The organism is Paraburkholderia sp. BL18I3N2 (assembly GCF_003001875.1).
In the GTDB taxonomy this organism is placed as follows: domain Bacteria; phylum Pseudomonadota; class Gammaproteobacteria; order Burkholderiales; family Burkholderiaceae; genus Paraburkholderia; species Paraburkholderia phytofirmans.
Genome location: NZ_PVNC01000001.1, coordinates 505999 through 530150, shown reverse-complemented (window position 1 = coordinate 530150; position 24152 = coordinate 505999). Strand labels below are relative to the sequence as shown.

Below are 24152 nucleotides of genomic sequence, written 5' to 3'. Positions count from 1 at the left end.
TCTGTCAGTCAGTGTAGTCAGTGGACTTTATGCCGGAGCGATTCCGGCAGCGCATCGTGATTCACGCGCCGGTTGCGGGTCAGGAAACCGGCGGCCGCCGCGATCAACGAAGCCACGGCGAGGCCGTACAGGCCGCCGGTAATCGACCCAGTGTGCTGCTGCAGATAACCGAACGCAGCCGGCGCGAAGAAGCCGCCGAGATTGCCCACCGAGTTGATCAGCGCGATCACCGCCGCGGCCACGCGTGCGTCGAGATAACCCTGCGGAATCGGCCAGAACAGCGAAGCCGCCGCCTTGAAGCCGATCGCCGAGAAACAGATCGCCACGAACGACAGCACCGGATTACCCGAAGTCGAAGCGAACAACCCGCACGCCGCAATGACGAGCGCCACGGCCAGCCACGCCTGCTGGAAACGCCATTTCGCCGACAACAACGCGAAGCAGTACATCGCGAACATGGCGATGAGCCACGGAATCGCGTTGAGCATGCCGACTTCGAAGTCGGACAGACCGCCCATTTTGCGGATGATCGTGGGCAGCCAGAAGGTGGCTGCGTAGATGGTCAGTTGAATCGCGAAGTACAGGAAGCAGAACAGCAGAATCTGCGGATCCTTCAGCAGTTTCATGGCCGGCAGATGCGCGCCGCCGTGCGCCTCGCGTGCAGCCTGTTCCGCCGCGATCGACGTTTCGAGCACGTGCTGCTCTTCGGCGGTGAGCCACGAGGCATCGCGAATACGCGACTTCAGCAACATCCAGCTCACCGCGCATAACGCGATCGAAAAACCGCCTTCGACGAGAAACATCCATTGCCAGCCGTGCAGACCGAAGCCGCGAATCGACAACAAACTGCCGGTGATCGGACCGGACAACACCGACGCAAGCGCGGAGCCGCCCAGAAAAACCGCCACCGCCTTGCCACGTTCCTTCTGCGGCAGCCACTGCGTGAAGTAAAAGACCACGCCGGGAAAGAAGCCGGCTTCGGCGATGCCGAGCAGAAAGCGCAACACATAGAACGAGGTGTCGTTCCAGACGAACGCCATCGCCGCCGCGACCAGCCCCCACGTGCCCATGATGCGAGTGAGCCATGCGCGCGCGCCGTACTTCTGCATCAACACGTTCGACGGCACCTCGAACAGCGCGTAGCCGATAAAGAACAAACCGCTTCCGAGGCCGTAAGCCGCGGCGCCGATGCCGAGGTCGGTCTGCATGTGCGAGTTGACGAAGCCGATGTTCACGCGGTCGATGTAGTTCGCGATGAACATGATCAGAAACAGCGGCAGCACGTGCCGCTTGACCTTGGAGACCGCTGATTCGAGCGGGTCGGCGGCGGTGGTGAGAGCAGACGTCAAGATTGTCTCCAGTTTCGGCCGCTCAGGCGGCCTGATCGAGCGCAACGCGGCACGTTCTTGCCTATTCACGGCAAGAAACGCGTGATACGTTGTCTGACGACAGTCTACTGTGCTTTAGTGGCTGACTCCAATGCGGTGTTTACCCTGAAATCGGCTCTGTAATCCATATATTCAGGCAACCCAGTCGTAGACAAGATTAAAAACAAGAGTTGAACTAGGATGTCTGATGACGATCAAATCGCCACATCTCTCCTTCAACACACGCAGCCCGAACCGCGTCCCCGCAAACCATCGCGAACGCGCGAATCAAATCGTTCTCATCCGTACAAACGCTATGATGGCTATACCGAGGCGTCACACGCCGCAATTCGCACGCGCAACGTGTGCATTCCCAGCCGAACAGTCAACCAGCCACAGAAATGAGCAGCCTAACTGAGAAGGTGGTGGCCACCCTTTCCGATGAAATCCGCCGCGGCACCCTGAGGCCGGGCGACCGCATTCCCACCGAAGTCGCAATGATGAAGCAGCTCTCGGTGAGCCGCTCTGTGGTGCGCGAGGCGATTTCGCGCCTGCAGGCGGCCAAGGTGGTCGAGACGCGTCACGGCATCGGCACCTTCGTGCTGGAGCCGGCCACCGAAAAATCCATGCAGTTGCCCGCCGCCGATCTCTCCAGCATGCTGGACGTGATGGCGATCATCGAATTCCGTATCGACGTCGAGGCCGCCTCTGCCGCGCTCGCCGCGGCGCGGCGCACCGACCAGAACCTCAAGCAGATCCGCGGCGCGCTGGAGCGTTTCGAGTCTGAACTCGAGCGCGGCAGCACCGACACACTCGCGCATGACATCGAGTTTCATTTGCAGATCGCGCGCGCGAGCGGCAATCGCTATTTCTTCGACGTGCTCAGCCAGCTTGGCCGAGCGGTCAGTCCTCGCACGCGGCTCGGCTCCGCGGAGATCGCGGAACTCGACCATATCGAGCATTTGCGCAACGTGCTCAGCGAGCATCAGATGATCTATCGCGCGATCGAACGCCAAGACCCGGACGACGCGCGCGCCGCCATGCGCATGCACCTGAGCAACAGCCGCGAACGGCTGCGTCGCGCTCACGAGTTGAGCAAAGCAGGCGATTGATTCGCCACCGGGCTGACGGCGGGCCGCCGCCTTCCTTCTGACAAAAAATACACCCGTACTGGTTTGGATACTAACCGGACGGACAGGCACGGCCGCAGCACTGACGGCCTCAGCAGCATTGTTGGCCTCACTCGAATAGTGCATTCAGGTCGAGCCGCTTGATGGGTTTAATACGTTCGTCCATATTCCTCCCATCACATGTTGCTGTCCGACCTCGGCGACAACGCGGACCTTGAATCCACTTTGAGAAACCCATCATGAAACTGACAGGCAACACTATTTTCATCACCGGCGGCGGTTCCGGCATCGGCCGCGGACTCGCTGAAGCGTTCCACAAGCTCGGCAATCAGGTCATCATCGCCGGGCGCCGCAAGGCGAATCTCGAAGAAACGATTGCCGCCAATCCCGGCATGCAATCGGTCGAACTGGACATCACGGATCCGCAAAGCATTGCCTCGGTCTCGCAACAACTGATCGCGCAGTACCCGTCGCTGAACGTGCTGATCAACAACGCCGGCGTCATGCAGATCGACGACCTCAGCAAGCCGGTCGACGACGCGCTGATCGTCTCCACGCTCACCACCAACCTGATGGGCCCGATCCGCCTGACCGGCGCGCTCGTCGAGCATCTGAAGCAACAAGGCGACGCGACCATCATCAACGTGTCGTCGGTACTCGGCTTCGTGCCGATGGCGATCTCCGGCGTCTATTCATCGACCAAGGCCGCAATCCATTCGTACACGCAATCGCTGCGCTACAAGCTGAAGGACACCTCGGTGCGCGTCGTCGAAATTGCGCCGCCGTGGGTGCAGACCGACTTGCTCGACAGCAGGAACGAACCGCGCGCCATGCCGCTTGCACCGTTCATCGAGCAAACCATGCATGAACTCGGCACGGACGCTGACGAAGCCATCGTCGAGATCGCCCGTCCCTTGCGCAACAACCCCGGCCCGAACGAAGCCGCGTTCGTCACGCAGTTCAATGACATGTTCGCCGGCGTGTAATTCATTGTTGTTCGAGCCGGCCGGAAATAGGGTGTCGCGTTTCTGCTGGCTCCGTTGCGCGCCATCGCGCAGGTGTTCCCATGACTGAAAGATCCGCAGTATCCAACGTCGCGCCGATTCGCGTCGGTATCGTCGGCGTAGGCAACTGGGCGCAACACGGCCACGTGCGCGTGCTGAGCCTGCTGCCCCAATACGAACTAACCGCCGTGTTCAGCCAGCGTCGCGAAGCGGCGCAAGGCGTCGCCGAACGTTACGGCTTCAAATACGTGGCCGATTCACTCGATGAGCTGGTCAGGCATCCCGAAGTCGACCTCGTCATCGTGCTGACGACCGCGCCGCAGCACGCCGAAGGCGTGCGCGCCGCGATCGCGGCCGGCAAGGACGTCTACTGCGAATGGCCGCTGACGCCGAGCGTCGCCACCTCGCAGGAATTGATCGATCTCGCGCGCGAGGCCAACGTGCGCCACGTGGTCGGGCTGCAACGTCGGCTCGCGCCGCATAACCGCTACGTGCGCGATCTGCTCGCGCAAGGTTATGTCGGCAAGCTGCGTTCGGTACGCATTCACGTGAGCATGAATTACTTCCAGGCGCTGCGTTCGCAATCGCTGCGCTGGACCGTGCCGCCCGAAAACTTCTCTAGCGTGATCGCAATCTATGCAGGCCATTTCCTCGACATGCTGTTCGAAGCGACGGGTTGGCCGCACGCCATCGCGGCGCTAAGCGTCAATCAGTTCGAGCAGGTGACGATCGCGGAGACCGGCGAAGTCATGCCGACCACCACGCCCGATCAACTCGCGCTCGCCGGTCGCTTGCAGGATGGCGCGGTGCTGTCGGTGCATATCGAGGGCGGCAAGCGCAACGGCTCGGGCGTGCAGATCGACATCACGGGCACGGAAGGCGATTTGCGTATCACCAACCGCTCGGCGTTCGGCAATGTCGGCGACGACTACGTCATCGAAGGCGCGCACGGCAACGACCTGCCGCTCGCGACGCTGCCAGTGCCCACCTCGTACGACCAGTTGCCGCCGTCCGACTTGCCGTCAGCGGTGCTAGAACTCGCCCACTTGTACGCAGCCTTCGCCGACGACGTCCGCACCGGCAGCCACACTGCGCCGACGTTCGAGCACGCGGTGCGTCTGCACAAGCTGCTCGACGCCGCCGTAGAATCGTCGGATAGCGGCCGCCATATCGAACTCGACTGACGCGGCCCATCCAGCGAGCGCCCCGCACTTGTGCATGACACAATGCGGGGCGCCTGTATCGCCAGAGAGCATCCGACCATGCCGAAACCTTCACACAAAGACACGCTGATCGCCGAAGGCATGCGCGTCATCCACGAATTCGGCTTCAACGGCGCGAGCGTGCGGGACATCGTCAAGGCGGCGGGCGTGCCGCATGGCTCGTTCACGAACCATTTCACGTCGAAAGAAGCGTTCGGGCTCGAAGTGATCGAACTGTATTTCGAGCGGGCACAGATCGAGATGCGCGAGACGCTGCTCAACGACGAACTGAAACCGCTGTACCGTCTCGGCAAATACATCGACGTGCATATCCGGCTCATCAGCCAGAACGATTCGCGCAATGGCTGCCTGCTCGGCAACTTCGCCGCCGATTCGAGCGACAGCGAAGCGATCCGCTCGCGGATCAATGCGATCTTCGCCGAAACCGAAAAGTCCGTTCTGTATTGTTTGCGGGCCGCCGTCGCGGCGCGCGAGGTGCGAGCCGACACGAACTGCGAGCAACTCGCCACGTTCATCGTGTCGTCAATGCAAGGCGCGTTTCTGCTCGCCAAAGCGCAGCGCGATCCGGCGCCGGTCGTCAATCTGAAGGAAGTACTGTTTTCCAGCGTTTTGCAGCGGGCCTGACAAGGAGCTTCCCATGACGCAGCCCGATCAGCCGACTCGTCCTGCCGCAACCACGACGCGCGTCGCCGCGCAGACCGTGAACGGCGAAAGCGGCGCTTCGCCCGGCGCAATGGATCGGTTCGGCTCACTCAACGTGTTCGTGCGCGCGGCCGAAACTCGCAGCTTCACTGAGGCTGGACGCCAGTTGGGCATATCGTCGTCGGCGGTGGGCAAGGCGGTCTCGCGGCTCGAAGGACGCCTCGGCGTGCGCCTCTTTCACCGCAGCACGCGCAGCATTGCGCTGACGCCCGAGGGCGCCACCTTTCTGACGCGCTGCCAGCGCATCATCGGAGAAATCGAGGCAGCCGAGAACGAACTGGCGCTCGCCAATGCCGCGCCACGCGGACTGCTGCGCGTCAGCATGCCGATGGTGAGCACGCTAATGATGCCGGTGATCGCCGCTTTCATGAAAACCTACCCGGACATCGTGCTCGATATCGACTTCTCGGACCGCATGGTCGATGTGATCGAAGAAGGTTTCGATGTCGTGACCCGCACCGGCAATGCGATCGACTCCACGCTCGTCACCCGCACGATGGGCACGTACCGGCATGTGATCGTCGGATCGCCCGCCTACTTCGCGCAGCGCGGCGTACCCAGCGAGCCCGAGCAACTGCGCGAGCACGCGTGCTTGCAACATCGTTTCCCGACCACCAACAAACTTCGCCGCTGGCCTTTGATGCGCGACGGCGAGCTGCTGAACATCGACCTTCCGACCACAGCTATCGCCACTGCCGTCGAACCTTTGACGATGCTTGCCGAACAGGATCTGGGCCTCGCCTGCGTGCCCGACTTCACGATACGGGCCCAGCTCGCGCGCGGCTCGCTGGTCGCCGTGCTGCAAACGTACACGGACACGCCCACCGTGTTTCGCGCGCTGTGGCCGTCCGGGCGTCAGATTTCGCCTAAAGCGCGGGTCTTCGTCGATTATCTGAGCGAGCATCTGTTTCCGGTTTCCGCGGCGGCGGCAGCAGCGCATGGCGGCGGCCGCGATTGAACGTGAAGCTTGTCCGCGCTCGGGCGTTTGCAACTCGTAACGCCCCGCAAGAAAAAACCGGCGTATTCAGCAACACACTGAACACGCCAGATTCCACCAGACATCCTAATTCGTACCTTCAGCGAGCTTATGCGCTCACAGCCTCTTCCTCATAAAACGGATAGTCCGTATAGCCCACTTCCGTGCCGCCGAAGAACGTCGGCCGATCGTACGCATTGAGCGGCAGATTGCGGCGCAACCGTTCCGGCAGATCCGGGTTGGCGATAAAGTCACGACCGAATGCGACCAGGTCGGCGTCGCCATCGGCGAGAATCGCTTCCGCCGAATCGCCTTTGAAACCACCCGCGGCGATGATCGTCCCCGCGTAATGCTTGCGGATCGTCTGCGCGGCGACCGGGTCTGGATTGCGGCTTTCATCTTCGACGTTGCCGGCGATACGCGGCTCGATCAGATGCAGATACGCGAGATCGAGCTTGGCCAGTTCGTCCGCGACGTAGCTAAAAAGGCCGACCGGATCGCTATCCGACATATCACCCCACGAGCCGCTCGGTCCGAGACGCACGGCAACCTTGTTGCTGCCCCACACCGAAATCACCGCACGGGTCGCTTCCATCAACAGACGCGCGCGATTTTCGAACGAACCGCCGTAGATATCCGTACGCTTGTTGCTGCCGTCCTGCAGAAACTGGTCGAACAGATAGCCGTTCGCCGCATGCAATTCGACGCCGTCGAAACCCGCCTTCACGCCACGTTCGGCAGCCGTGCGAAAGCTTTCAACGATCGCGGCGATCTCGTCGATCTCCAGCGCGCGGTTCGGCGTGTTTGGAATCCAGCCGGCCTTGGTGTAAGCCACGCCGCCATGCAGCACTTCCGACGGCCCCACCGGACGCCGTCCTTCCGGCTGCAACTCAGCGTTCGACTGACGTCCCGCGTGGTAGAGCTGCAGGAAGATCTTGCCGCCCTTCGCGTGCACGGCGTCGGTGACTTCGAGCCAGCCGGCGATCTGGCTGTCGTCGTAAAGGCCGGGCGCGCCGAGGTAGCCGTTGCCTTCAACAGCGGCAATGGTCGCCTCGCCGATCAACAATGCGCCGGCTGTCGTGCGTTGCGCGTAATACTCGGCCATCAGGCGGCCAGGGCGGGCGCCGTCTTCGGCACGCATGCGTGTCAGCGGTGCGAGCACGACGCGGTGCGCGAATTCATAAGGTCCTACTTTGACGGAGGTAAAGAGCTTGCTCATGATGTTTTCTCTCTCGATGTGATCCGGTGAATGATTGCCGCCGAGCGCTGCGTGCGCCGTCCTGCGTTGAATGACAATCTATAGGCGCGGGGCGTCGAGAAAAACGGGCCACGGCTCCGAAGACTTGGGAGCCGGCAGTCCGCAATGCGCCGAAACCTTGCGCCTGCTGGACTGCGCAGCCGTCACCGATTGTTTCGATGGCGCAGCAACTGTGTTTCAACAGCGCGCCGGTTATTTGTCGAGCACGTCCTTGAGGCTCGCGTGACGTGTGCTGAACGTCATGATCACAAGCAGGCTCAGCACCGCGAGCAAGCCGCCGAAGTGCATCGTCGAGGCGATGCTGAGGTGATCGACCACCGCGCCGCCCGCCAGCGAGCCGAGCGCGATCGAGGTCTGCACGGTGCTCACGAACATCGACGAACCCGCTTCAGGGCGTTCCGGCGAAGTCCATTGCATCCAGATGCTCAGGCTCAGCGGGATCGCGCCGTATGCGATGCCCCACGCCATCACCGCAGCGATCACGCCTACACGCGAGACTTGAAGCATCGGCAAGGCGAACAAAGCGACCGCCATGAGCGCGCCCAACATCAGCAGCGGGACCTTGAGATGGCGCGTGACCAAAGCCGAGATCGCGAAATTCGCCGCGAAGCCGACCACGCCGAAACCGAGCAGCACGGCCGTAATCCACGACGGACCGAACGCCGCATTGCGCTCGAGGAACGGCGCGATATACGTATAGGCCGCGAAATGCGCGCCAAACAGCAGTCCGACCATCAACAGACTGCGGCGCACGTTCGAGCGTGCCAGCATGGCGCGGAAGTCGTCCATCCGCATCGCCGCCTTGGGCGGCAGCGACGGCAGGAACACCGCCTGCGCAGCCAATGCCACGCCCGCGAGCACCGCAGTCGCAAAGAACGACACGCGCCACGAACTCAGATCGGCGATCAACGTGCCGAGCGGTACACCGATCACCGTCGCCAGCGTGATGCCCATGAAAATCGTCGCGCCGGCGCGGGCGGCCTGGTCCTCGCGCACGAGTTGCCCCGACGCGCCGAGCGCGACGGTCCAGAAGCCGCCGAGGCTCGCGCCCAGCAACGCGCGGCCCACCAGCATCATGGCGAAGCTCGGCGCGATTGCGGAGATCGCATTCGATGCAACCAGCAACGCGGCCAGCAGCAACAGGATCAAACGGCGGTTGATGCGGCCGGCGGCGAGCAGCAGCACGGGCGCCGAAACCGCGGCGATAATGCCCGGCGTCGTCACCATCAGGCCTGCTGTGCCGGGCGTGACGCCGAGATCGTGCGCGATCTGCGGCAACAGGCCGACCGGCATGTACTCCGTGGCGACGAAGGCGAACGAGCCGACCGCTACGGATAAGACTGCGGCCCACGACGGTCCGCGCGAGGCGCCCGCCCCTGTTGACATGAGCGGCGCATCGAGCGCGCCGTCGCTGGCGAGTCCCGGTCTCGCGGACGATCCGGCAAGTTGATTGGCATCCATGGATGTTCTCCGATTCAGTTATTGAAATTGAGGGCATTGCGTCTGAACGGAGAGTAAGAGGATCGATGGGGAATGTGGCTCCCCTTCATCGCGACAGACGGGCGACGCGCTATCATCGGAGCGCGACGGCTGGCGCGCAGTCGCTCGTCCACATTGCACACACCTGTTGGGGGGAATCTCGACTTGGCGCTCGGCAACATCAACGACATCGCGACCTTCGTCACCGTGGTCAAGGCCGGCAGCTTTACGTCGGCGGGGCAGCAACTCGGTATTACACGCTCGGCGGTCGGCAAGATCATTGCCCGTCTGGAAACGCGCTTGCAGGTGCGCCTGCTGCACCGAACGCCGCACAGCCTGGGACTCACGGACGACGGCTCCGTGTTTTACGCGCGCTGCACGCAGATTCTCGAAGACCTCGAAGAGACCGAAACGGCCATGGCGGTACGCAGCGCGACGCCGGCAGGCTCATTGCGCATCAGCCTGCCGATCGCCCTCGGTCACCGTCAGGTGTTGCCGATCATCGCGTTGTTTCTGGAACGCTGGCCCGCGGTCAGCGCCGAAGTGAGCTTCACGGACCGCTTCGTCGATCTCGTCGACGAGGGGATCGATGTCGCCATCCGAGTCGGCGAACCGAAACCGGACTCGCGGCTCATCGCGCGCACGGTGGCCACGCAAAAACTGATTACGTGTGCGTCGCCGGTTTATCTCGCGAAGCGTGGTGCGCCCGTCTCGCCGCTCGATCTCGCGCACCACGAGTGCCTGCAATTCGTCAGCGCGGGACGTCCGCAACCTTGGCTTTTCGCGGGCGTCGGGCAACAGGTCGTGGAGACCGGCGGCAGATTGAAGATGGACAGCGCCGAGGCGTTGATCGGCGCGGCGGTGAATGGTGTGGGCATCATCAATCTGCCCAACTATCTGGTTGCGAACGAGATCCGCCAGGGCCACTTGCAACCGCTGCTGCAATCGTTCGCAGCGCAAGCGCTGCCGATTCGCGCGATCTATCCGACGCGCCGGCACCTCACGCCGAAGGTGCGGCTATTTATCGATGAGTTGATCGAAGCGTGGCAGCCGGTGCCACCTTGGGAAGAAGCGGACGCCTGAACGCGGCCGCAAAACGTGTGAGCGCACTACGAAGCAGGTGTCTCGACATCGAGATCCATCAACGCGGAACTCAACGACTTGCCGTGTGCATCGAGTGCGAGCGAACGCGTCACACCGCCGCCGAGCGCTTTGCCGAGCACGAAGTTGAATGCGGCAATCGCGGGCAGTTCATGGCGCACCACGTCACCCTGCACGACGTCACGCAGATGCGCCTTCACGCGTTCCGGCGTCAGCACCGTGCGCAGATGGTCGTAATGCTGCGCGTCGTAACAGATCACCGAGATGTTCAGCGTATTGCCTTTGTCACCGGTGCGCGAATGAGCCAGTTCACGTAATTTCATCTCACGCCTCCACCATCGAAAACGCCGGCGTCACATGCTCGCGCGGCAGCAAAACCGATTGCACCGCGACGACTTCGCGCGCCGACTTCGTGACACCGCCTCCGCCTGCGGGGCCGTTGGTGTAGAGCGTCTCCACCTCGTTGCCGATCTGCACGGCCTGAGCGAGCGAGGTCGTGCGCCCCGCCACTCGCGCGCGCACTTCATACGGCTCGGCGTAACCAACTGCTGCGGTTTCGCCATGCAAAGCGTTCACACCGATCAGATCCAAGCGCAATTCACGCGTCTCCACGCCGGTCAACACGAGCCGCTCCCGCACGATATCCAGCGCGAGCCGCGCGCGCGCCAACGCGCCAGGACCGCCATAGGAAATTTGCCCTTCACCGATATAACCATCGAAATAAGCAACCGACACCTTCAGCGTATCCGTACGCGGCGTGCCTCGCCCGCCGCTCACACGAACGCGATCCGGCGCTTCCTGCGCGACATGCACCTGCGAGAAATCCGCGACCACGTCCGGTTGCAGATAGCGCTGCGGATCGTGAATCTCGTACAGCAGTTGTTCCTTGCAGGTCGCCTCGGTGACACGTCCGCCGGCTTGAGCGAGCTTGGTGATGACCACCGCGCCGTCCTGCCCGACTTCGGCGATGGGAAAACCGAGCCTCGCCAGTTCAGGGACATCCTTGAAACCTGGATCCGCGAAATAGCCGCCGGTAATTTGCCCCGCGCATTCGAGCAGGTGGCCGATCACCGTCGCCTGGCCGAGCGTCTGCCAGTCGTCCATGCGCCAGCCGAATTCGTGAATCAGCGGCGCGACGAACAGCGAAGGATCGGCTACGCGTCCGGTCAACACGATCTGCGCACCGGCCGCGAGCGCATCGACGATCGCGCCCGCGCCGAGATAGGCGTTCGCGGACACGAGTCGATCCTTGTAGTCCGAGACACGCTCTCCAGATTCCACGAAGCAGAAATCGCCCTGGCGCACCACGTCGAGCACATCGTCGCCGGTGACTGCGGCAATTTTCACGTCGCCAAGGCCGAGCGAGCGCGCGATCTCCGCGGTCTTGCGCGCCGCCGCGAGCGGATTCGCGGCACCCATGTTCGAAATGATCCGCACGCCGTTGCGCAGCGCGGCCGGCAATACCGCCTTCATGCGTGTTTCGAGCAGCGGGTCGTAGCCGAGTTCAGGGTCCTTGCTGCGCGCCTGCTGCGCGATCGCAATCGTGCGTTCCGCGAGGCACTCGAACACGAGGTAATCGAGCGCACCGTGTTGCGCCAGTTCGACCGCCGGTTCAATACGGTCCCCTGAATAACCCGCGCCCGCACCGATGCGTACCATACGTTGAGGTTGAGTAGCTGTCATGCTGGTCACATCCGTTCGTTCAGTGATGCTCACAGTGAGAATATCCCCAGCGCGACGCAGGCAATCGTCATGACGATCGACGCGCCGAACAGCAAGGGGAACGTGAATTTCTGGTGATCTGCGAGATCGATGCCACACAGGCCGACCACGAGAAACGTGGCCGGTGTCAGCGGGCTCACCGGAAAGCCGGTGGTCATCTGACCGAGCAAGGCGGCCTGGCCGACATGCACCGCGGGCACGCCGAGTTGGCCGGCCACTTCGGCGATTACAGGCAGCACGCCGAAGTAAAACGAGTCGGGGTCGAACAACATGCTGAGCGGCATCGACAGCAAGCCGAGCGCGACGGGAATATGGCTGGCCATCGCGGGCGGCACGAAACCGACCGCCGCTTGTGCCATCGCCTTCAGCATGCCGCTGCCTTGCATCACGCCGGTGAACACGCCGGCCGCCAGCAGAATGCCGGCCATCATCAAGGCAGCGCGAGCATGCGCGTCGATCCGTTTGCGTTGCATGTCGACGTTCGGATAGTTCACCATCAACGCGATGCAAAGGCCGACCATGAACATGATCGCCGGCGGAATCTTTTCGCCCATCACGACCATCGTGCCGAGCACCACCAATGTCAGCACGATGTTGAACCAGAAGTTCTTAGGCCGTCGCAGCGCCTGTTCTTCGGGAGAAAGTTCGCGTTTGGGCATGGGCACCGAACCGCTCGCAGCGGTGAGACCAAGCCGCTTTTCCTCGCGCCGGCCGAGCCAGAACGCCATGCCGAAGACGAACACGAGGCCGATGGCCTGCACCGGAATCAGCGGATTGAACAGCGCCGAGATCGGCAGATGCAGCGAGGCGGAAGCGCGAATCATCGGCCCCGTCCACGGCAGAAAGTTGATGCCGGCCGCCATCGAAACCGCCGCGGCCAGCACGCGCCTGTCCATCTTCAGACGATCGTAGAGCGGCAGCATGGCAGGAATCGTGACCAGAAAGCAGACGGCGCCGGAGCCGTCCAGATGGATCAGCAGCGCGAGCAGCGTGGTGCCCATCACGATGCGCGTGGGCCGCGTGCCGACCGCGCGCAGAATGCGGTCGATGATCGGATCGAGCGTGCCTGCGTCGGTGATGGTGCCGAAGTAAAGAATCGCGAACACGAACATGCCGACGACCGGCGCGAGATTCTTGAGTCCGTCGATCACGAACTTGCTGGTCTGAAAGCCGAAGCCGCCGATGAGCGACGCCGCAATCGGCACGATGATGAGCGCCACCAGCGGCGACATGCGTTTCGACAGAATCGCGCCGAGCAGCACGACGATGGTTGCGAGCCCCAGTAATGGCAGCATGTGCTTGTCTCCGAGATTGTTTTTTACTGCGATCCAGCGTAAGTTCGAAGCGGCTATAAATCAATTGAAATGATTTGATCGCAGCAATTACAAACAATCATGGATCTGAATCTTCGGGACATTCGCGCGTTTATCGCCGTCGCGCAAACGGGCAGCTTCACGCGCGCGGCAACGCGGCTGCATCTGTCGCAACCGGCGCTGACGGTGCAGATTCGCCGCCTCGAAGAAACGGTCGGCATGCGCCTGTTCGACCGCAACAGCCGCAATGTCGCGCTCACGCCGACCGGCCGTGAACTGCTGCCGCTGCTGCAGAAGTCGCTGCATGACATGGAGCATGTGCTGATCGACGCGCGCGCGCTGGGCGTTGGCGCAAGCGGTACCGTACGGATCGCCTGTTTGCCGACGTTCGCGGCCAGCGTTTTGCCCGAACTCGTGCAGGGCATCAAGAAGGCCGTGCCGCGCGTGAGCTTTCATGTACGCGACGTGGTCGCCAGCATGGTCAACACGTTGGTGCGCAACGAAGAGGTCGACATCGGGCTGACCGGCGGCCAGCTCGACGATGCCGCTTTCGAGGTGCTGCATGCGGGCATCGACCGGCTGGTTGCCGTGTTCCCGAAGCGGCATGCGCTTGCCCGGCGGCGGCGCATTACGTTGGCCGATCTCGCCGCCGCGCCACTCGTGTTGACCGCGCAAGGCACGAGCGTGCGGGCGGTGGTCGATAGTGCTTTCGCGAACGCCCGCTGCACGCCGGAGATCGCGTGCGAGCCGACCTACATGATGACAGCGGTCGCGATGGTGCGCGCCGGACTCGGCGTGACGATCCTGCCAGCGTCGGCCCGCGAAGTCAGGGCGGAGCCCGAGCTGATCGTGCGCGCGGTCGACGACCCCGCGTTCACTCGCCCTATCGCCCTTATCAAGAAGCGCGGCAGAACACTGCCGCCCGTGACGGAAACCTTCGTGGCAATGCTGACCGAGAAGCTCGGCGCCGATTGAATAACGGACGCCCGTTACCTTTCATTTTCAAACAGAGCCCGATTATCGCCATTAATCGTCTGATTTAATCGGACGCGCTCGCGCTAGTATCGGCTGCGTGCGATCTCGGGGGTAAAGCCGCTCGCACGTATTCTCCAAAACTTCGAATACGAAAAAATGATAATGAATCAATTTCGAACGCTCGCGGTGGCCGCAGCGTCGTTCGCTCTGGCCGCACCGGCATATGCCGCATTAGGCGCCGCGCCGACCTATCCGGTCACGGCCAGCAGCACGAGTGCGGGGGCGGCCAGCCAGAATAGCGCGGCAGTGGCGCGCTTCGCCGCCAGCGGCAGTCACGCCTCGGCGGCTTACACCGTCAGCCAGACGACGCTGCCGTCGGGCACCGTGGTGAGCGAGTACATCAGCGCGGGCAATACGGTTTTCGCGTTGAGCTGGCAAGGCCCGACCATGCCGCCGCTGAAAACGCTGCTCGCCACTTACTTCCCGTCGTATGTCCAGGCGCTCACCGACGCTCACGCCACGCAAGGCGGCGGCTACGGACCCGCCGCCGTGCATCAGTCGGCGTTAGTGGTGGAGACCGGTGGCCATATGGGCGCTTTCGTGGGCCGCGCCTATTTACCGCAAGCGCTGCCGCAAGGCGTGAGCGCTGACGATATCAAGTAACCCATTAAGATGATTAGAGAGAGAACAACAGTGCGCAAAATCGCAAGGATTATTGCCGCGGCGCTCGGACTCGGGTTGGCGTTGGGTCTTGCCGGCTGCGGCGGGGGTGGCGGCGGCTCCAGCAGCAGCTCGACGGCTAATGCACCGGCTAATGCACCGGCTGTCGCACCGGCTGCCGCCAGTGCGCCGACGGGCCCCGGCGGCACGACGTCGAACCCCTCGACCGGTGACTCGAGCTCCAACGCGCTCGCCGTCGATGCGTCTGCCGTGCCCACACCCGTCGGTCCCGGCAATACGATGTCGGTGACGGTAAGCGGAACGGGCATTCACAACCAGCCGATGGTCAGCGTCAAGCTCTGCGCCCCCGGCTCCAACGCGAGCACGAGTTGCACGACGATTCCCAATGTGATCGTCGATACGGCATCGTTCGGGTTGCGTCTGGTGCGCTCCGCGATCCCGACCTCCACCTTCAACGCGCTCACCGCCGAAACGGATCAGCCGAGCGGTCTGCCGCTTGCTGAATGCGCATTGTTCGGCAGCGGATATGCATGGGGTTCGGTGCGTCTCGCGGACATCGGGCTGTCGAGCGAGGTTGCCGCTTCGGTGCCGATCCAGGTGATCGGCGATTCGGCGCTGACCATTGCGGCGCCGAGCGAATGCCAGGTGGGCCGGCCGCTCGCCGCCGCGTCCGATCTCGGCGCGAACGGTATTCTCGGCATTGGCGTGAGCCCGGTGGACTGCGGCTCGCAGTGTGCGCTGACGGCACTCTCGCAGTTCTACTACACCAATGCCGGCAACGCGGTCTCGGTGCCAGTCTCCAAGCAGATCAGCAATCCGGTCGCACGGTTCGCGCAAGATAACAACGGTGTGATTCTTGAAATGGCGCAGGTGTCAGATAGCGGCAGCGCGACCGCTCAAGGCACGCTCGTGTTCGGCATCGATACGCAGGCCAATAACGTGCTGAACGGCACCGGCGCGCCGATTCTCCGAACGGATCTGAATGGCGACTTCACGTCGTCATATGGCGGCACCACGTTCACGCAGACGTTCTTCGATTCCGGCTCGACGGTGCTGTTCTTCCCGGACACGACGATCGCTCGCGACGCGTCGTCCGGCTACTACATCCCGACTGCAACCGTGGGCCGTACCTCGACGCTGGCAGGGACCAATCCGACGAGCGTGTCGCTCGGCTTCAATATCGCTAACGCCGCGACGCTGACTTCATCGGGGAATAACGCGTTCAATAATCTCGGGATCTACATGACCCGGCAGTTCGACTTCGGTTTGCCGTTCTTTTACGGCCGTCATGTGTATTACGGGATTTCGGGGCGTGCTTCCGCGGGGGGCGGGACGGGGCCGTATGTAGCTTATGTTTCGAGTTGATCTGCAAGCGTGATCTGATCGTGACCATCGACCCGAACGGAGTAGTCTCGGATGTGAATGACGAGTCGTCCGGGTCGGCACGCAAAATCTCGTAGGTCTGTTGATCTTCTGGTGGCAACGCTGGCAACCTAGCGAATCCTAACGCAACCACGTTGCATGGGACCAGAGCAAGTGCACTGCGGGGACCGGCGTAACGCGCTGAAGCGCGAACGCCGGTCGACAGCTAAAAGCGCCACCTCTGGCCGACACAGCGGAGACAACGGCAATGGAACCCTCCACCCACCCGCACGACGACGACCTCGAACGCTTCGAAGCCCACGGCGCTGCGCCGCTGCCGGTCCCGGCCGAAGAAGGCTACGTCGGGCACGAAGGCGCGCGAATCTGGTACGCATCGTATGGCGCCGGCGCGCCAGTGATCCTGCTGCACGGCGGTCTTGGACACAGCGGCAATTGGGGCTACCAGGTTCCAGCGCTGCTCGATGCGGGGCGTCGCGTGGTGGTCGTCGACAGCCGCGGCCACGGCCGCAGCACCCGCGACGGGCGGCCCTACCGCTACGAGTTGATGGCGTCCGACGTGCTGGCCGTCATGGACACGCTGCAACTCGAACGCGCCGCGCTGGTGGGCTGGAGCGACGGCGCGTGCGTTGCGATGGTGTTGGGCGCGACCGCCCCTGAGCGCGTAGCCGGCGTGTTCTTCTTCGGCTGCAATATGGACCCGAGCGGCACCAAGCCATTTGTGCCGACGCCCGTGATCGAGCGCTGCTTCAGCCGCCATGCCCAAGACTACGCGCAGCTATCGGCGACACCGGACGACTTCGAGGCATTCGTCGGCGCGGTCAGCACGATGATGAAAACCGAGCCCAACTACTCCGCCGACGATCTCGCAAAGGTTCGCGTGCCGGTCGCGATCGTACAAAGCGAGTACGACGAGTTCATCAAGCCGGAACACGCCGATTATCTCGCCCGCAGCATTCCCGGCGCCGAATTGATCCTGCTGCCCGGCGTAAGCCATTTCGCACCGCTGCAACGGCCGGCGCAATTCAATCGTGTGGTGCTGGATTTCTTGCGGCGGATTGCCGGCTGATTGCGGCGGCGGCGCTCGCTGCGCCACCTGGCCGCCGCGTTTCTGCGCAAGGGTCGCACAACACCCTCAATATTTCACGATGCGGAACGATCGCGCGCCTCGTAAAAAATCGTGGTGCGTGGCACAAATTCGGCATTTCGCAATGTCGCCCCACGTTGCACATCGCGAAACAAAGACGATAAGCCTTTCTTTATAAACACTAATTTTTGACGCAACGGAGCATTCAACAGCCACTTGCGCCGCTGCCTGCTGACGTAGACTCTTTTACAAGAGCCAGCGCTTCAGTAGTCGAGCGGAGTGGGAAGAGACGGAACAGTGTCTGAAGAATCCCAACCTCTGAAACGAAGTCGCCACGGCACCGCGGTTTTTAAATGGTACTTGGGAGACTAAAAATGAAAGGCTTTCGCTTCGGTTCGAATCAGGGTGCTTTCTACATTTTGCCGGGCCAGGACGGTTGGGAAGCGACCTACGGCAACGAAACGCTCGGTGAATTCGCCAGCCCGCAACAGGCGGCGGACGACCTCGCGCGCGGCTTGATCTGCCCGCATCTCTCGGAAGGCGACGACACGTCGACGCTCGAAATTCCAGAAAAACTCAGCGATTGGGAAATCGTCCACGTGTGATGGCCGGTATGGCCGTTATCCACGTTGGCGTAGAAACGACGATGGTGCTCGAAAGCGCCATCGTCATGTTTACCGCTTGCTTCTGTGCAGCCTACTGCGTTGGTGCCTTAAGCAATTGCGTCCACGATCTTGTTCAGCGTGGCGCTCGGGCGCATGGCCTTGCTCGTCAGTTCGACATTCGGACGATAGTAACCGCCGATGTCCACCGGCTTGCCTTGTGCCGCAGCCAGTTCTTCGACGATCTTCGCTTCGTTCTCAGCCAGTGCCTTCGCCACGCCGGCGAATTGCGCCTGCAGCGCCGCGTCTTCGGTTTGCGCGGCCAGTGCTTCCGCCCAGTACAGCGCGAGGTAGAAGTGGCTGCCGCGATTGTCGATGCCGCCAACCTTGCGCGCCGGCGACTTGTCGTTGTCGAGGAACTTGCCGGTTGCCTGATCCAGCGTCTTGGCCAGCACCTGCGCCTTCGGGTTGTGATACGCGCTGCTCAAATGTTCGAGCGACGCGGCCAACGCCAGGAATTCACCGAGCGAATCCCAACGCAGGAAACCTTCTTCGACCAGTTGCTGAACGTGCTTCGGCGCCGAACCGCCCGCACCGGTTTCGAACATGCCGCCACCGGCCATCAGCGGGACGATCGACAGCATCTTCGCGCTCGTGCCCAGTTCCATGATCGGGAACAGGTCGGTCAGATAGTCGCGCAGCACGTTGCCGGTGACCGAGATCGTGTCCTTGCCGGCGCGAATACGCTCGATCGAGAACTTAGTCGCTTCGACCGGCGTCATGACGCGAATGTCCAGACCGGTGGTGTCGTGGTTCTTCAGGTATTGCTCGACCTTCTTGATGATCTGGGCGTCGTGCGCGCGCGCCGCGTCCAGCCAGAACACGGCCGGCGTGTTGGTGGCGCGGGCGCGGTTGACCGCGAGCTTGACCCAGTCCTGAACCGGCGCGTCCTTGGTCTGGCACATGCGCCAGATGTCGCCCGCTTCCACTTGCTGTTCGATCAGCACCGTGCCGGCTGCGTCAGTCACGCGAACCACGCCGTTCGCCGGGATCTGGAAGGTCTTGTCGTGTGAGCCGTATTCTTCAGCCGCTTGCGCCATCAGGCCGACGTTCGGCACCGTGCCCATCGTGACCGGATCGAACGCGCCGTGCTTCTTGCAGTCTTCGATCACGGCCTGATAAACGCCTGCGTAGCAGCGGTCCGGAATCACGGCTTTGGCGTCGTGCAGCGCGCCGTCCGCGCCCCACATCTTGCCCGACTCGCGGATCATGGCCGGCATGGACGCGTCGACGATCACGTCGCTCGGCACGTGCAGGCTGGTGATGCCCTTGTCCGAATTGACCATGGCCAGTTGCGGACGCTGTTCGTATTGCGCCTTGATGTCGGCTTCGATTGCCGCGACCGTTTCAGCCGGCAGGTCTTTCAGGCGCGCGTACAGATCGCCGATGCCGTTGTTCGGGTTGAAGCCGGCTTGCGCCAGCGCGTCGGCGTGCTTGGTCAGCACGTCTTTGTAGAACACCGACACCACGTGACCGAAGATGATCGGATCCGACACCTTCATCATGGTGGCCTTCAGGTGCACCGAGAACAGCACGCCCTTGGCCTTCGCGTCGGCGATTTCCGCTTCGATGAAGCTGCGCAGCGCGTTCTTCGACAGCACCGAAGCGTCGATGATCTCGCCCGCTTGCACGGCCGTCTTTTCTTTGAGGACTGTCTTCGAACCGTCGGCGGCCGTCAGTTCGATCTTCACCGAACCGGCTGCGCCGATCAGCGCTGACTTTTCGCTACCGTAGAAATCGCCGCCGCTCATGTGCGCGACGTGCGACTTCGAGTCCGCGCTCCAGGCGCCCATCTTGTGCGGATGCTTGCGTGCGTAGTTCTTGACCGACAGCGGCGCGCGGCGGTCCGAATTGCCTTCGCGCAACACCGGGTTGACCGCGCTGCCCTTGATCTTGTCGTAGCGCGCCTTGACGTCTTTTTCGGCGTCCGTGTTCGCGACGTCCGGATACGCGGGCAGCTTGTAGCCCTGATCGCGCAGTTCGGTGATCGCGGCCTTCAGTTGCGGCACCGACGCGCTGATGTTCGGCAGCTTGATGACATTCGCTTCGGGACGCGTGCTGAGTCCACCCAGTTCCGCCAGATCGTCGGGACCCTTCTGTTCCGCGCTCAGGTAATCGGGGAATGCAGCGATGATCCGGCCGGCAAGCGAAATATCGCGCGTTTCGACGATCACGTCGGACGAGCGCGTGAACGCCTTCACGATCGGCAGCAGCGAGTAAGTCGCCAGAGCAGGCGCTTCGTCGGTCAGGGTGTAGATGATCTTCGGCGGTGTGGACATGTTCGGTGCTTTGCTAGGTGAAGTGTTAGACAGAGCGTTGGGCGGTGCCGACCGGCGCGTTGCGGCAAAACAACATTGCGGCGCGACGCACGGCACTACTTTCTACGGCCAAGCCGTGAGTATATGCGTGTTTTCCTCTACTCGCTGCTAAACAAACATATCCCGGAAACGACGCTGACAAGGTCGAGCCCCGCCGGACAAGGCTTTCGGCAGATTTAGCCTCGTCTTATGACAGATGTCTTATAGATGACTAACGACCGGCAACAAATATATTGTTAATGCGAATCAGATGCATTAACATTTGCACGCAGCCGTGTTCTTACGTTTCGATTACTCCAACCACTCGCTTTCGATGAGGCCTCTCCGCACTTTTCGAGGTGCGCGACAGGCGGCATCCTGTCCAATTCGAACAACATGCAGAAATTCTTTGTCGCCGGCCGACCGGCGTTTGTGCGCGGCCAACGCCGCACTCCCTCGCTGCTGAGCGCGGGGCTTCTGGCAAGCGTCGGTTTGACGCTTTCCACGCTGTCGACTTCGGGCTGGGCGCAGGCCGCGGCCAGCGACGCCGGCGCGACGCTGCCGGCTGTGAGCGTCTCGGCGTCGAAAGACAGCACCGTGGCGCAGGCCGACACCGTCAGCGCGGGCGCGCTAGGTTCGCGCAAGCAGGTGGACACGCCGTTCTCGACCCGCGTCGTGACGAGCGACGAAGCGCAGGACCTGTTCGCGACAACCGCCAACGATCTGTACAAGTACGATCCGGCGGTCTCGGTGATCAGCGACAACGGTGTCAGCGAAAACTCGATGTTCACCGTGCGCGGCATGCCGATCGACACGCTGAACAGCATCAAGGTGGACGGTCAGACTTTCCCGTCGTGGGATACCGACCTCTCGCTCGAGCCGTTCGAGCAGGTCGAGTTGCTCAAGGGCCTGTCCGGCTTCATGTACGGCTTCGGCTCGCCGGGCGGCATCGTCAACTATGTATTGAAGCGCCCCACCGACACGCCGTACCGCAGCATCTCGGTCGGCTACAAGTCGGCCGGCGTGTTCAGCGAGGCGGTGGATCTGGGCGGCCGTTTCGGCAATGACGACCGTTTCGGCTACCGCCTGAACCTCGCCAACGAAAACGGCAACACCGCCGAAGACCACGGCCACGTGCGCCGCCAGGTCGCGTCGCTCGCATTCGACTTCCGCATCACGCCGGACCTGACGTGGAGCGCCGACGCGTTCTACCAGAAGCGCAGAACCAACGGCACGCTGTTCGGCCTGATGTTCGGTAGCGACGCCGGCGGCATTCCCGACGCGAGCAAAGTCACCCATGCGCTCACGCAACCGCAGAACTACTACGAGACCGAGATGGCCTCGTTCGGCACGGGCCTGGATTACCGCATCTCCGAAAACTGGCACGCGAGCATCAAGTACCGCTTCGCCAAGGAGAACCGCACCAATTCGGATAGCTTCCTGTTTGTCACCGACCCCGCAAGCAACTACTCAAACACGCTCTATGCGGCCCTGACGCGTTACTTCTATCAGAACGTCGACGGCATGGTGCAAGGCCATTTCAACACGGGCAGCATCAAGCACGACGTGGTGGTGGGCGCGGGCTTCCAGACGCAAACCAGTGAGTACAGCAACACCACGGGGTGGAACGAAGGCTACTTCCTAGGCAACGGCAATCTGTACGCCAGCACCTTGCTGACCAACGACGAAGTCAGCATCGGTTCGAACCTGTACCGCCAGCAGCGCATCACGCAAGCTGCCGTGTACGCGAGCGATACCGTGCAACTCACGTCGCGTCTGTCGGCCCTGGTCGGCGTGCGCTACACGCAATATCAGCAGCACGTGTACGACCCGAGCGGCGCGGTGTCGTCGCAATACCAGGCGGACCCGGTCACGCCGACCTTCGCGCTGATGTTCAAAACCGATCCGTACTCCACGCTGTACGCGAGTTACGTGGAGTCGCTGGAACAGGGCGGCGCGGCGTCGAACACCAATCTCAACTACCCGGACACGTTCGGCCCGCTGCGCAGCAAGCAGTACGAAGTCGGCTTCAAAACCGAACACGCCAAGTGGGGCGCCAACCTCGCGCTGTTCCGCGTCGATCAGGGTTACAACTACACGAACGTCGACAACATCTTCGTACAGGACGGCACCAAGCGCTATCAAGGCCTCGACGCGAGCGGTTGGCTCGCGGTCACGAGCGAATGGCGCGTGCTGGGCGGCGTGATGTGGCTCGACACGAAGGCCATGGACGTAAACGACCCGACTGTGGAAGGCAAGCGCATCTATGGCGCGCCGCGCTTCACCGTGACGGGCCGGATCGAATACAACCCGTCGTATCTGCGTCCGCTGACGCTGGCGTTCGGCGGCAAGTACGTCGGCAACCAGGCCGTCGACGCGCAGAACACGCAGTTCGTGCCGGCTTACACCACGTTCGATCTGAGCGGCCGGTATGAGACGAAGATCGCCGGCAAGGACGTGACGTTCCGCGCGGGCATCAACAACCTCTTCAACCGCCGTTACTGGACGACGGCATGGGGCTACTACGTGGCGCCGTCGCCGACGCGCACTGCCGTGGCCAGCGCAACGCTGCAGTTCTAAGCATCGCGTGGACGAGGGGCGCCCGCGGCGGGCGCCCCGATCATGGCGGGAATCTCCGCGACCAGCGCATCGATCGCACAGCGCGTTTTCAGCGCCAGATAGCGACTCTTGGGCCACACCAGGTGAATCTCCTGAGCAGGCCGGAAACAATTCTCCATCACCGTCACCAGTTCGCCTGTTCTCTCATAACGGGCCAATAGCCAACTCGGCAGCCAGGCGAGACCGAAGCCGGCGAGAGCGGCATCCACTATCCCCTTCATGTCGTCGAAACCGAGCTGCGGCTGAACCTGCGCGCGACGGATTTGCCCGTCGACATCGATCACATCCCACGGCTGCGCCGACCCTGCTCGCAAGTAAGCGATCACGGCGTGGCCGCGTAATTCCTCCACGTTGCGTGGCGTGCCATGACGCGCCAGATACGCCGGCGCGGCGCCGATACTCGCGTGCTGCATGCCGAGCTTGCGGGCGGCGAGACTCACGCTGTCGGCGAGCGGGCCCACGCGCACCACGAGATCGAAACCCTCTTCGATCACGTCGACGAAACGGTCGGTAATCGAAACGTCGATCTTCAATTGCGGATGCTTGCGCGCAAGTCCGAGCAGCACCGGCGCCACGCAGTGGTGACCGAATGCCTGCGGCACGCTCACGCGCAAACGGCCTTGGGGCTGGCGCCGTCCGGAGTCGAGATCCGCTTCTGCCGCTTCGAGCTCGGCCAGCGCACGCACACAGCGGTCGTAGTAAGCCTGCCCATCTTCGGTGAGGCTCTGGCTGCGCGTCGTCCGATTGAGCAGGCGCACGCCGAGGCGCTTCTCCAGCCGCACGATCACTTTGCCGACCGCCGAGCGCGTCAGGTTCATCCGCTCCGCCGCAAGCGCAAAGCTGCCTGTTTCCACCACGCGCACGAACGTCGTCACACCGTCGAGGATGTCGCTCATCTGTTTGCCCTATTGGTTCCCTTGGAGACGCATTTCCGGGATTTTTACGCGTCAATAGGGATCTGAATTCCCCCTATATTACACAGTCCATGGTGGGCGAGCCCATCGACTAACGAGGTGAAATTCCATGTCCCATGACCCGATCGCGCCGCCACGGCGTGAAGAGCGGCTCCGCACAAACGCAGCAGTTGGGCGTCAACCGACTTCGCACGAAGCGCATCGCGCACGAACGGTTACGAGCAAAGAGACCCCGCAGTCAGCCACTTTCCTCTCGGTCCAC

At 62.5% G+C, this 24152-nt stretch carries 20 protein-coding genes; 12 read left to right on the top strand and 8 right to left on the bottom strand.

Going from position 1 to position 24152, the window contains the following annotated elements; genetic code table 11:
- Positions 1 to 17 precede the first annotated feature (17 nt).
- Complete coding sequence (locus B0G75_RS02395; protein WP_106300293.1) at positions 18 to 1349, bottom strand: MFS transporter; 1332 nt, start codon at positions 1347 to 1349, stop codon at positions 18 to 20.
- Between the two features lie 419 nt (positions 1350 to 1768).
- On the opposite strand from B0G75_RS02395, the gene B0G75_RS02390 reads away from it, so the two are divergent.
- The 5 genes from B0G75_RS02390 (at position 1769) to B0G75_RS02370 (ending at position 6384) form a co-directional block, all read left to right on the top strand.
- Entirely contained in the window at positions 1769 to 2479 is a 711-nt protein-coding gene (locus B0G75_RS02390; protein ID WP_012426000.1) for a FadR/GntR family transcriptional regulator, read from the top strand.
- Positions 2480 to 2736: 257 nt separating this feature from the next.
- The gene (locus B0G75_RS02385; protein ID WP_106300291.1) at positions 2737 to 3483 is read left to right on the top strand and encodes an SDR family oxidoreductase; all 747 of its coding nucleotides are present in this window, start codon (positions 2737 to 2739) and stop codon (positions 3481 to 3483) included.
- Between the two features lie 80 nt (positions 3484 to 3563).
- Positions 3564 to 4685: a Gfo/Idh/MocA family protein gene (locus tag B0G75_RS02380; RefSeq protein WP_106300289.1), complete on the top strand. Its 1122-nt coding sequence runs from the start codon at positions 3564 to 3566 to the stop codon at positions 4683 to 4685.
- Positions 4686 to 4763: 78 nt separating this feature from the next.
- Entirely contained in the window at positions 4764 to 5348 is a 585-nt protein-coding gene (locus B0G75_RS02375; protein WP_106300287.1) for a TetR/AcrR family transcriptional regulator, read from the top strand.
- A 13-nt stretch (positions 5349 to 5361) separates the two neighbouring features.
- On the top strand, positions 5362 to 6384 hold the full coding sequence (locus B0G75_RS02370; protein ID WP_106300285.1) for a LysR family transcriptional regulator: 1023 nt from the start codon (positions 5362 to 5364) through the stop codon (positions 6382 to 6384).
- A gap of 127 nt (positions 6385 to 6511) precedes the next feature.
- On the opposite strand, the gene B0G75_RS02365 is transcribed toward B0G75_RS02370, so the two are convergent.
- Together B0G75_RS02365 and B0G75_RS02360 are read right to left on the bottom strand one after the other, a co-directional pair.
- Complete coding sequence (locus B0G75_RS02365) at positions 6512 to 7621, bottom strand: alkene reductase (RefSeq protein WP_106300283.1); 1110 nt, start codon at positions 7619 to 7621, stop codon at positions 6512 to 6514.
- A gap of 231 nt (positions 7622 to 7852) precedes the next feature.
- Entirely contained in the window at positions 7853 to 9121 is a 1269-nt protein-coding gene (locus B0G75_RS02360) for an MFS transporter (RefSeq protein ID WP_106300281.1), read from the bottom strand.
- Between the two features lie 183 nt (positions 9122 to 9304).
- On the opposite strand from B0G75_RS02360, the gene B0G75_RS02355 reads away from it, so the two are divergent.
- On the top strand, positions 9305 to 10222 hold the full coding sequence (locus tag B0G75_RS02355; RefSeq protein ID WP_106300279.1) for a LysR family transcriptional regulator: 918 nt from the start codon (positions 9305 to 9307) through the stop codon (positions 10220 to 10222).
- Between the two features lie 26 nt (positions 10223 to 10248).
- Here B0G75_RS02355 and B0G75_RS02350 read toward each other — a convergent pair whose 3' ends face one another.
- From B0G75_RS02350 to B0G75_RS02340, 3 genes are read right to left on the bottom strand one after another with little or no spacing between them, the layout of a single operon-like run.
- Positions 10249 to 10563, bottom strand: a complete 315-nt coding sequence (locus B0G75_RS02350; protein WP_106300277.1) for a hypothetical protein — start codon at positions 10561 to 10563, stop codon at positions 10249 to 10251.
- 1 nt (position 10564) lies between these two features.
- On the bottom strand, positions 10565 to 11923 hold the full coding sequence (locus B0G75_RS02345; RefSeq protein ID WP_106300275.1) for an acyclic terpene utilization AtuA family protein: 1359 nt from the start codon (positions 11921 to 11923) through the stop codon (positions 10565 to 10567).
- Positions 11924 to 11952: 29 nt separating this feature from the next.
- Positions 11953 to 13257: a CitMHS family transporter gene (locus B0G75_RS02340; protein WP_106300273.1), complete on the bottom strand. Its 1305-nt coding sequence runs from the start codon at positions 13255 to 13257 to the stop codon at positions 11953 to 11955.
- Positions 13258 to 13356: 99 nt separating this feature from the next.
- On the opposite strand from B0G75_RS02340, the gene B0G75_RS02335 reads away from it, so the two are divergent.
- The 5 genes from B0G75_RS02335 (at position 13357) to B0G75_RS02315 (ending at position 18003) form a co-directional block, all read left to right on the top strand.
- Complete coding sequence (locus B0G75_RS02335; RefSeq protein WP_106300271.1) at positions 13357 to 14250, top strand: LysR family transcriptional regulator; 894 nt, start codon at positions 13357 to 13359, stop codon at positions 14248 to 14250.
- Between the two features lie 156 nt (positions 14251 to 14406).
- A complete protein-coding gene (locus tag B0G75_RS02330; protein WP_106300269.1) occupies positions 14407 to 14913 on the top strand; it encodes a DUF2844 domain-containing protein in 507 nt (168 codons plus the stop codon).
- 30 nt (positions 14914 to 14943) lie between these two features.
- Positions 14944 to 16296 carry a DUF3443 domain-containing protein gene (locus tag B0G75_RS02325; RefSeq protein WP_106300266.1) on the top strand — a complete coding sequence of 451 codons (1353 nt, stop codon included), beginning with the start codon at positions 14944 to 14946 and terminating at the stop codon, positions 16294 to 16296.
- Positions 16297 to 16561: 265 nt separating this feature from the next.
- Positions 16562 to 17380, top strand: a complete 819-nt coding sequence (locus B0G75_RS02320) for an alpha/beta fold hydrolase (protein WP_106300264.1) — start codon at positions 16562 to 16564, stop codon at positions 17378 to 17380.
- Positions 17381 to 17772: 392 nt separating this feature from the next.
- Positions 17773 to 18003, top strand: a complete 231-nt coding sequence (locus tag B0G75_RS02315; protein WP_106300262.1) for a hypothetical protein — start codon at positions 17773 to 17775, stop codon at positions 18001 to 18003.
- Positions 18004 to 18110: 107 nt separating this feature from the next.
- On the opposite strand, the gene B0G75_RS02310 is transcribed toward B0G75_RS02315, so the two are convergent.
- Positions 18111 to 20339, bottom strand: a complete 2229-nt coding sequence (locus B0G75_RS02310; RefSeq protein WP_106300260.1) for an NADP-dependent isocitrate dehydrogenase — start codon at positions 20337 to 20339, stop codon at positions 18111 to 18113.
- A gap of 414 nt (positions 20340 to 20753) precedes the next feature.
- Here B0G75_RS02310 and B0G75_RS02305 point away from each other — a divergent pair, with 414 nt between their 5' ends.
- Positions 20754 to 22937 (top strand): TonB-dependent siderophore receptor, encoded by a 2184-nt coding sequence (locus B0G75_RS02305; RefSeq protein WP_106300258.1) that lies wholly within the window; start codon positions 20754 to 20756, stop codon positions 22935 to 22937.
- Here B0G75_RS02305 and B0G75_RS02300 read toward each other — a convergent pair.
- A complete protein-coding gene (locus tag B0G75_RS02300; protein WP_106300256.1) occupies positions 22934 to 23872 on the bottom strand; it encodes a LysR family transcriptional regulator in 939 nt (312 codons plus the stop codon). The genes B0G75_RS02305 and B0G75_RS02300 overlap by 4 nt on opposite strands.
- Positions 23873 to 24152 lie beyond the last annotated feature (280 nt).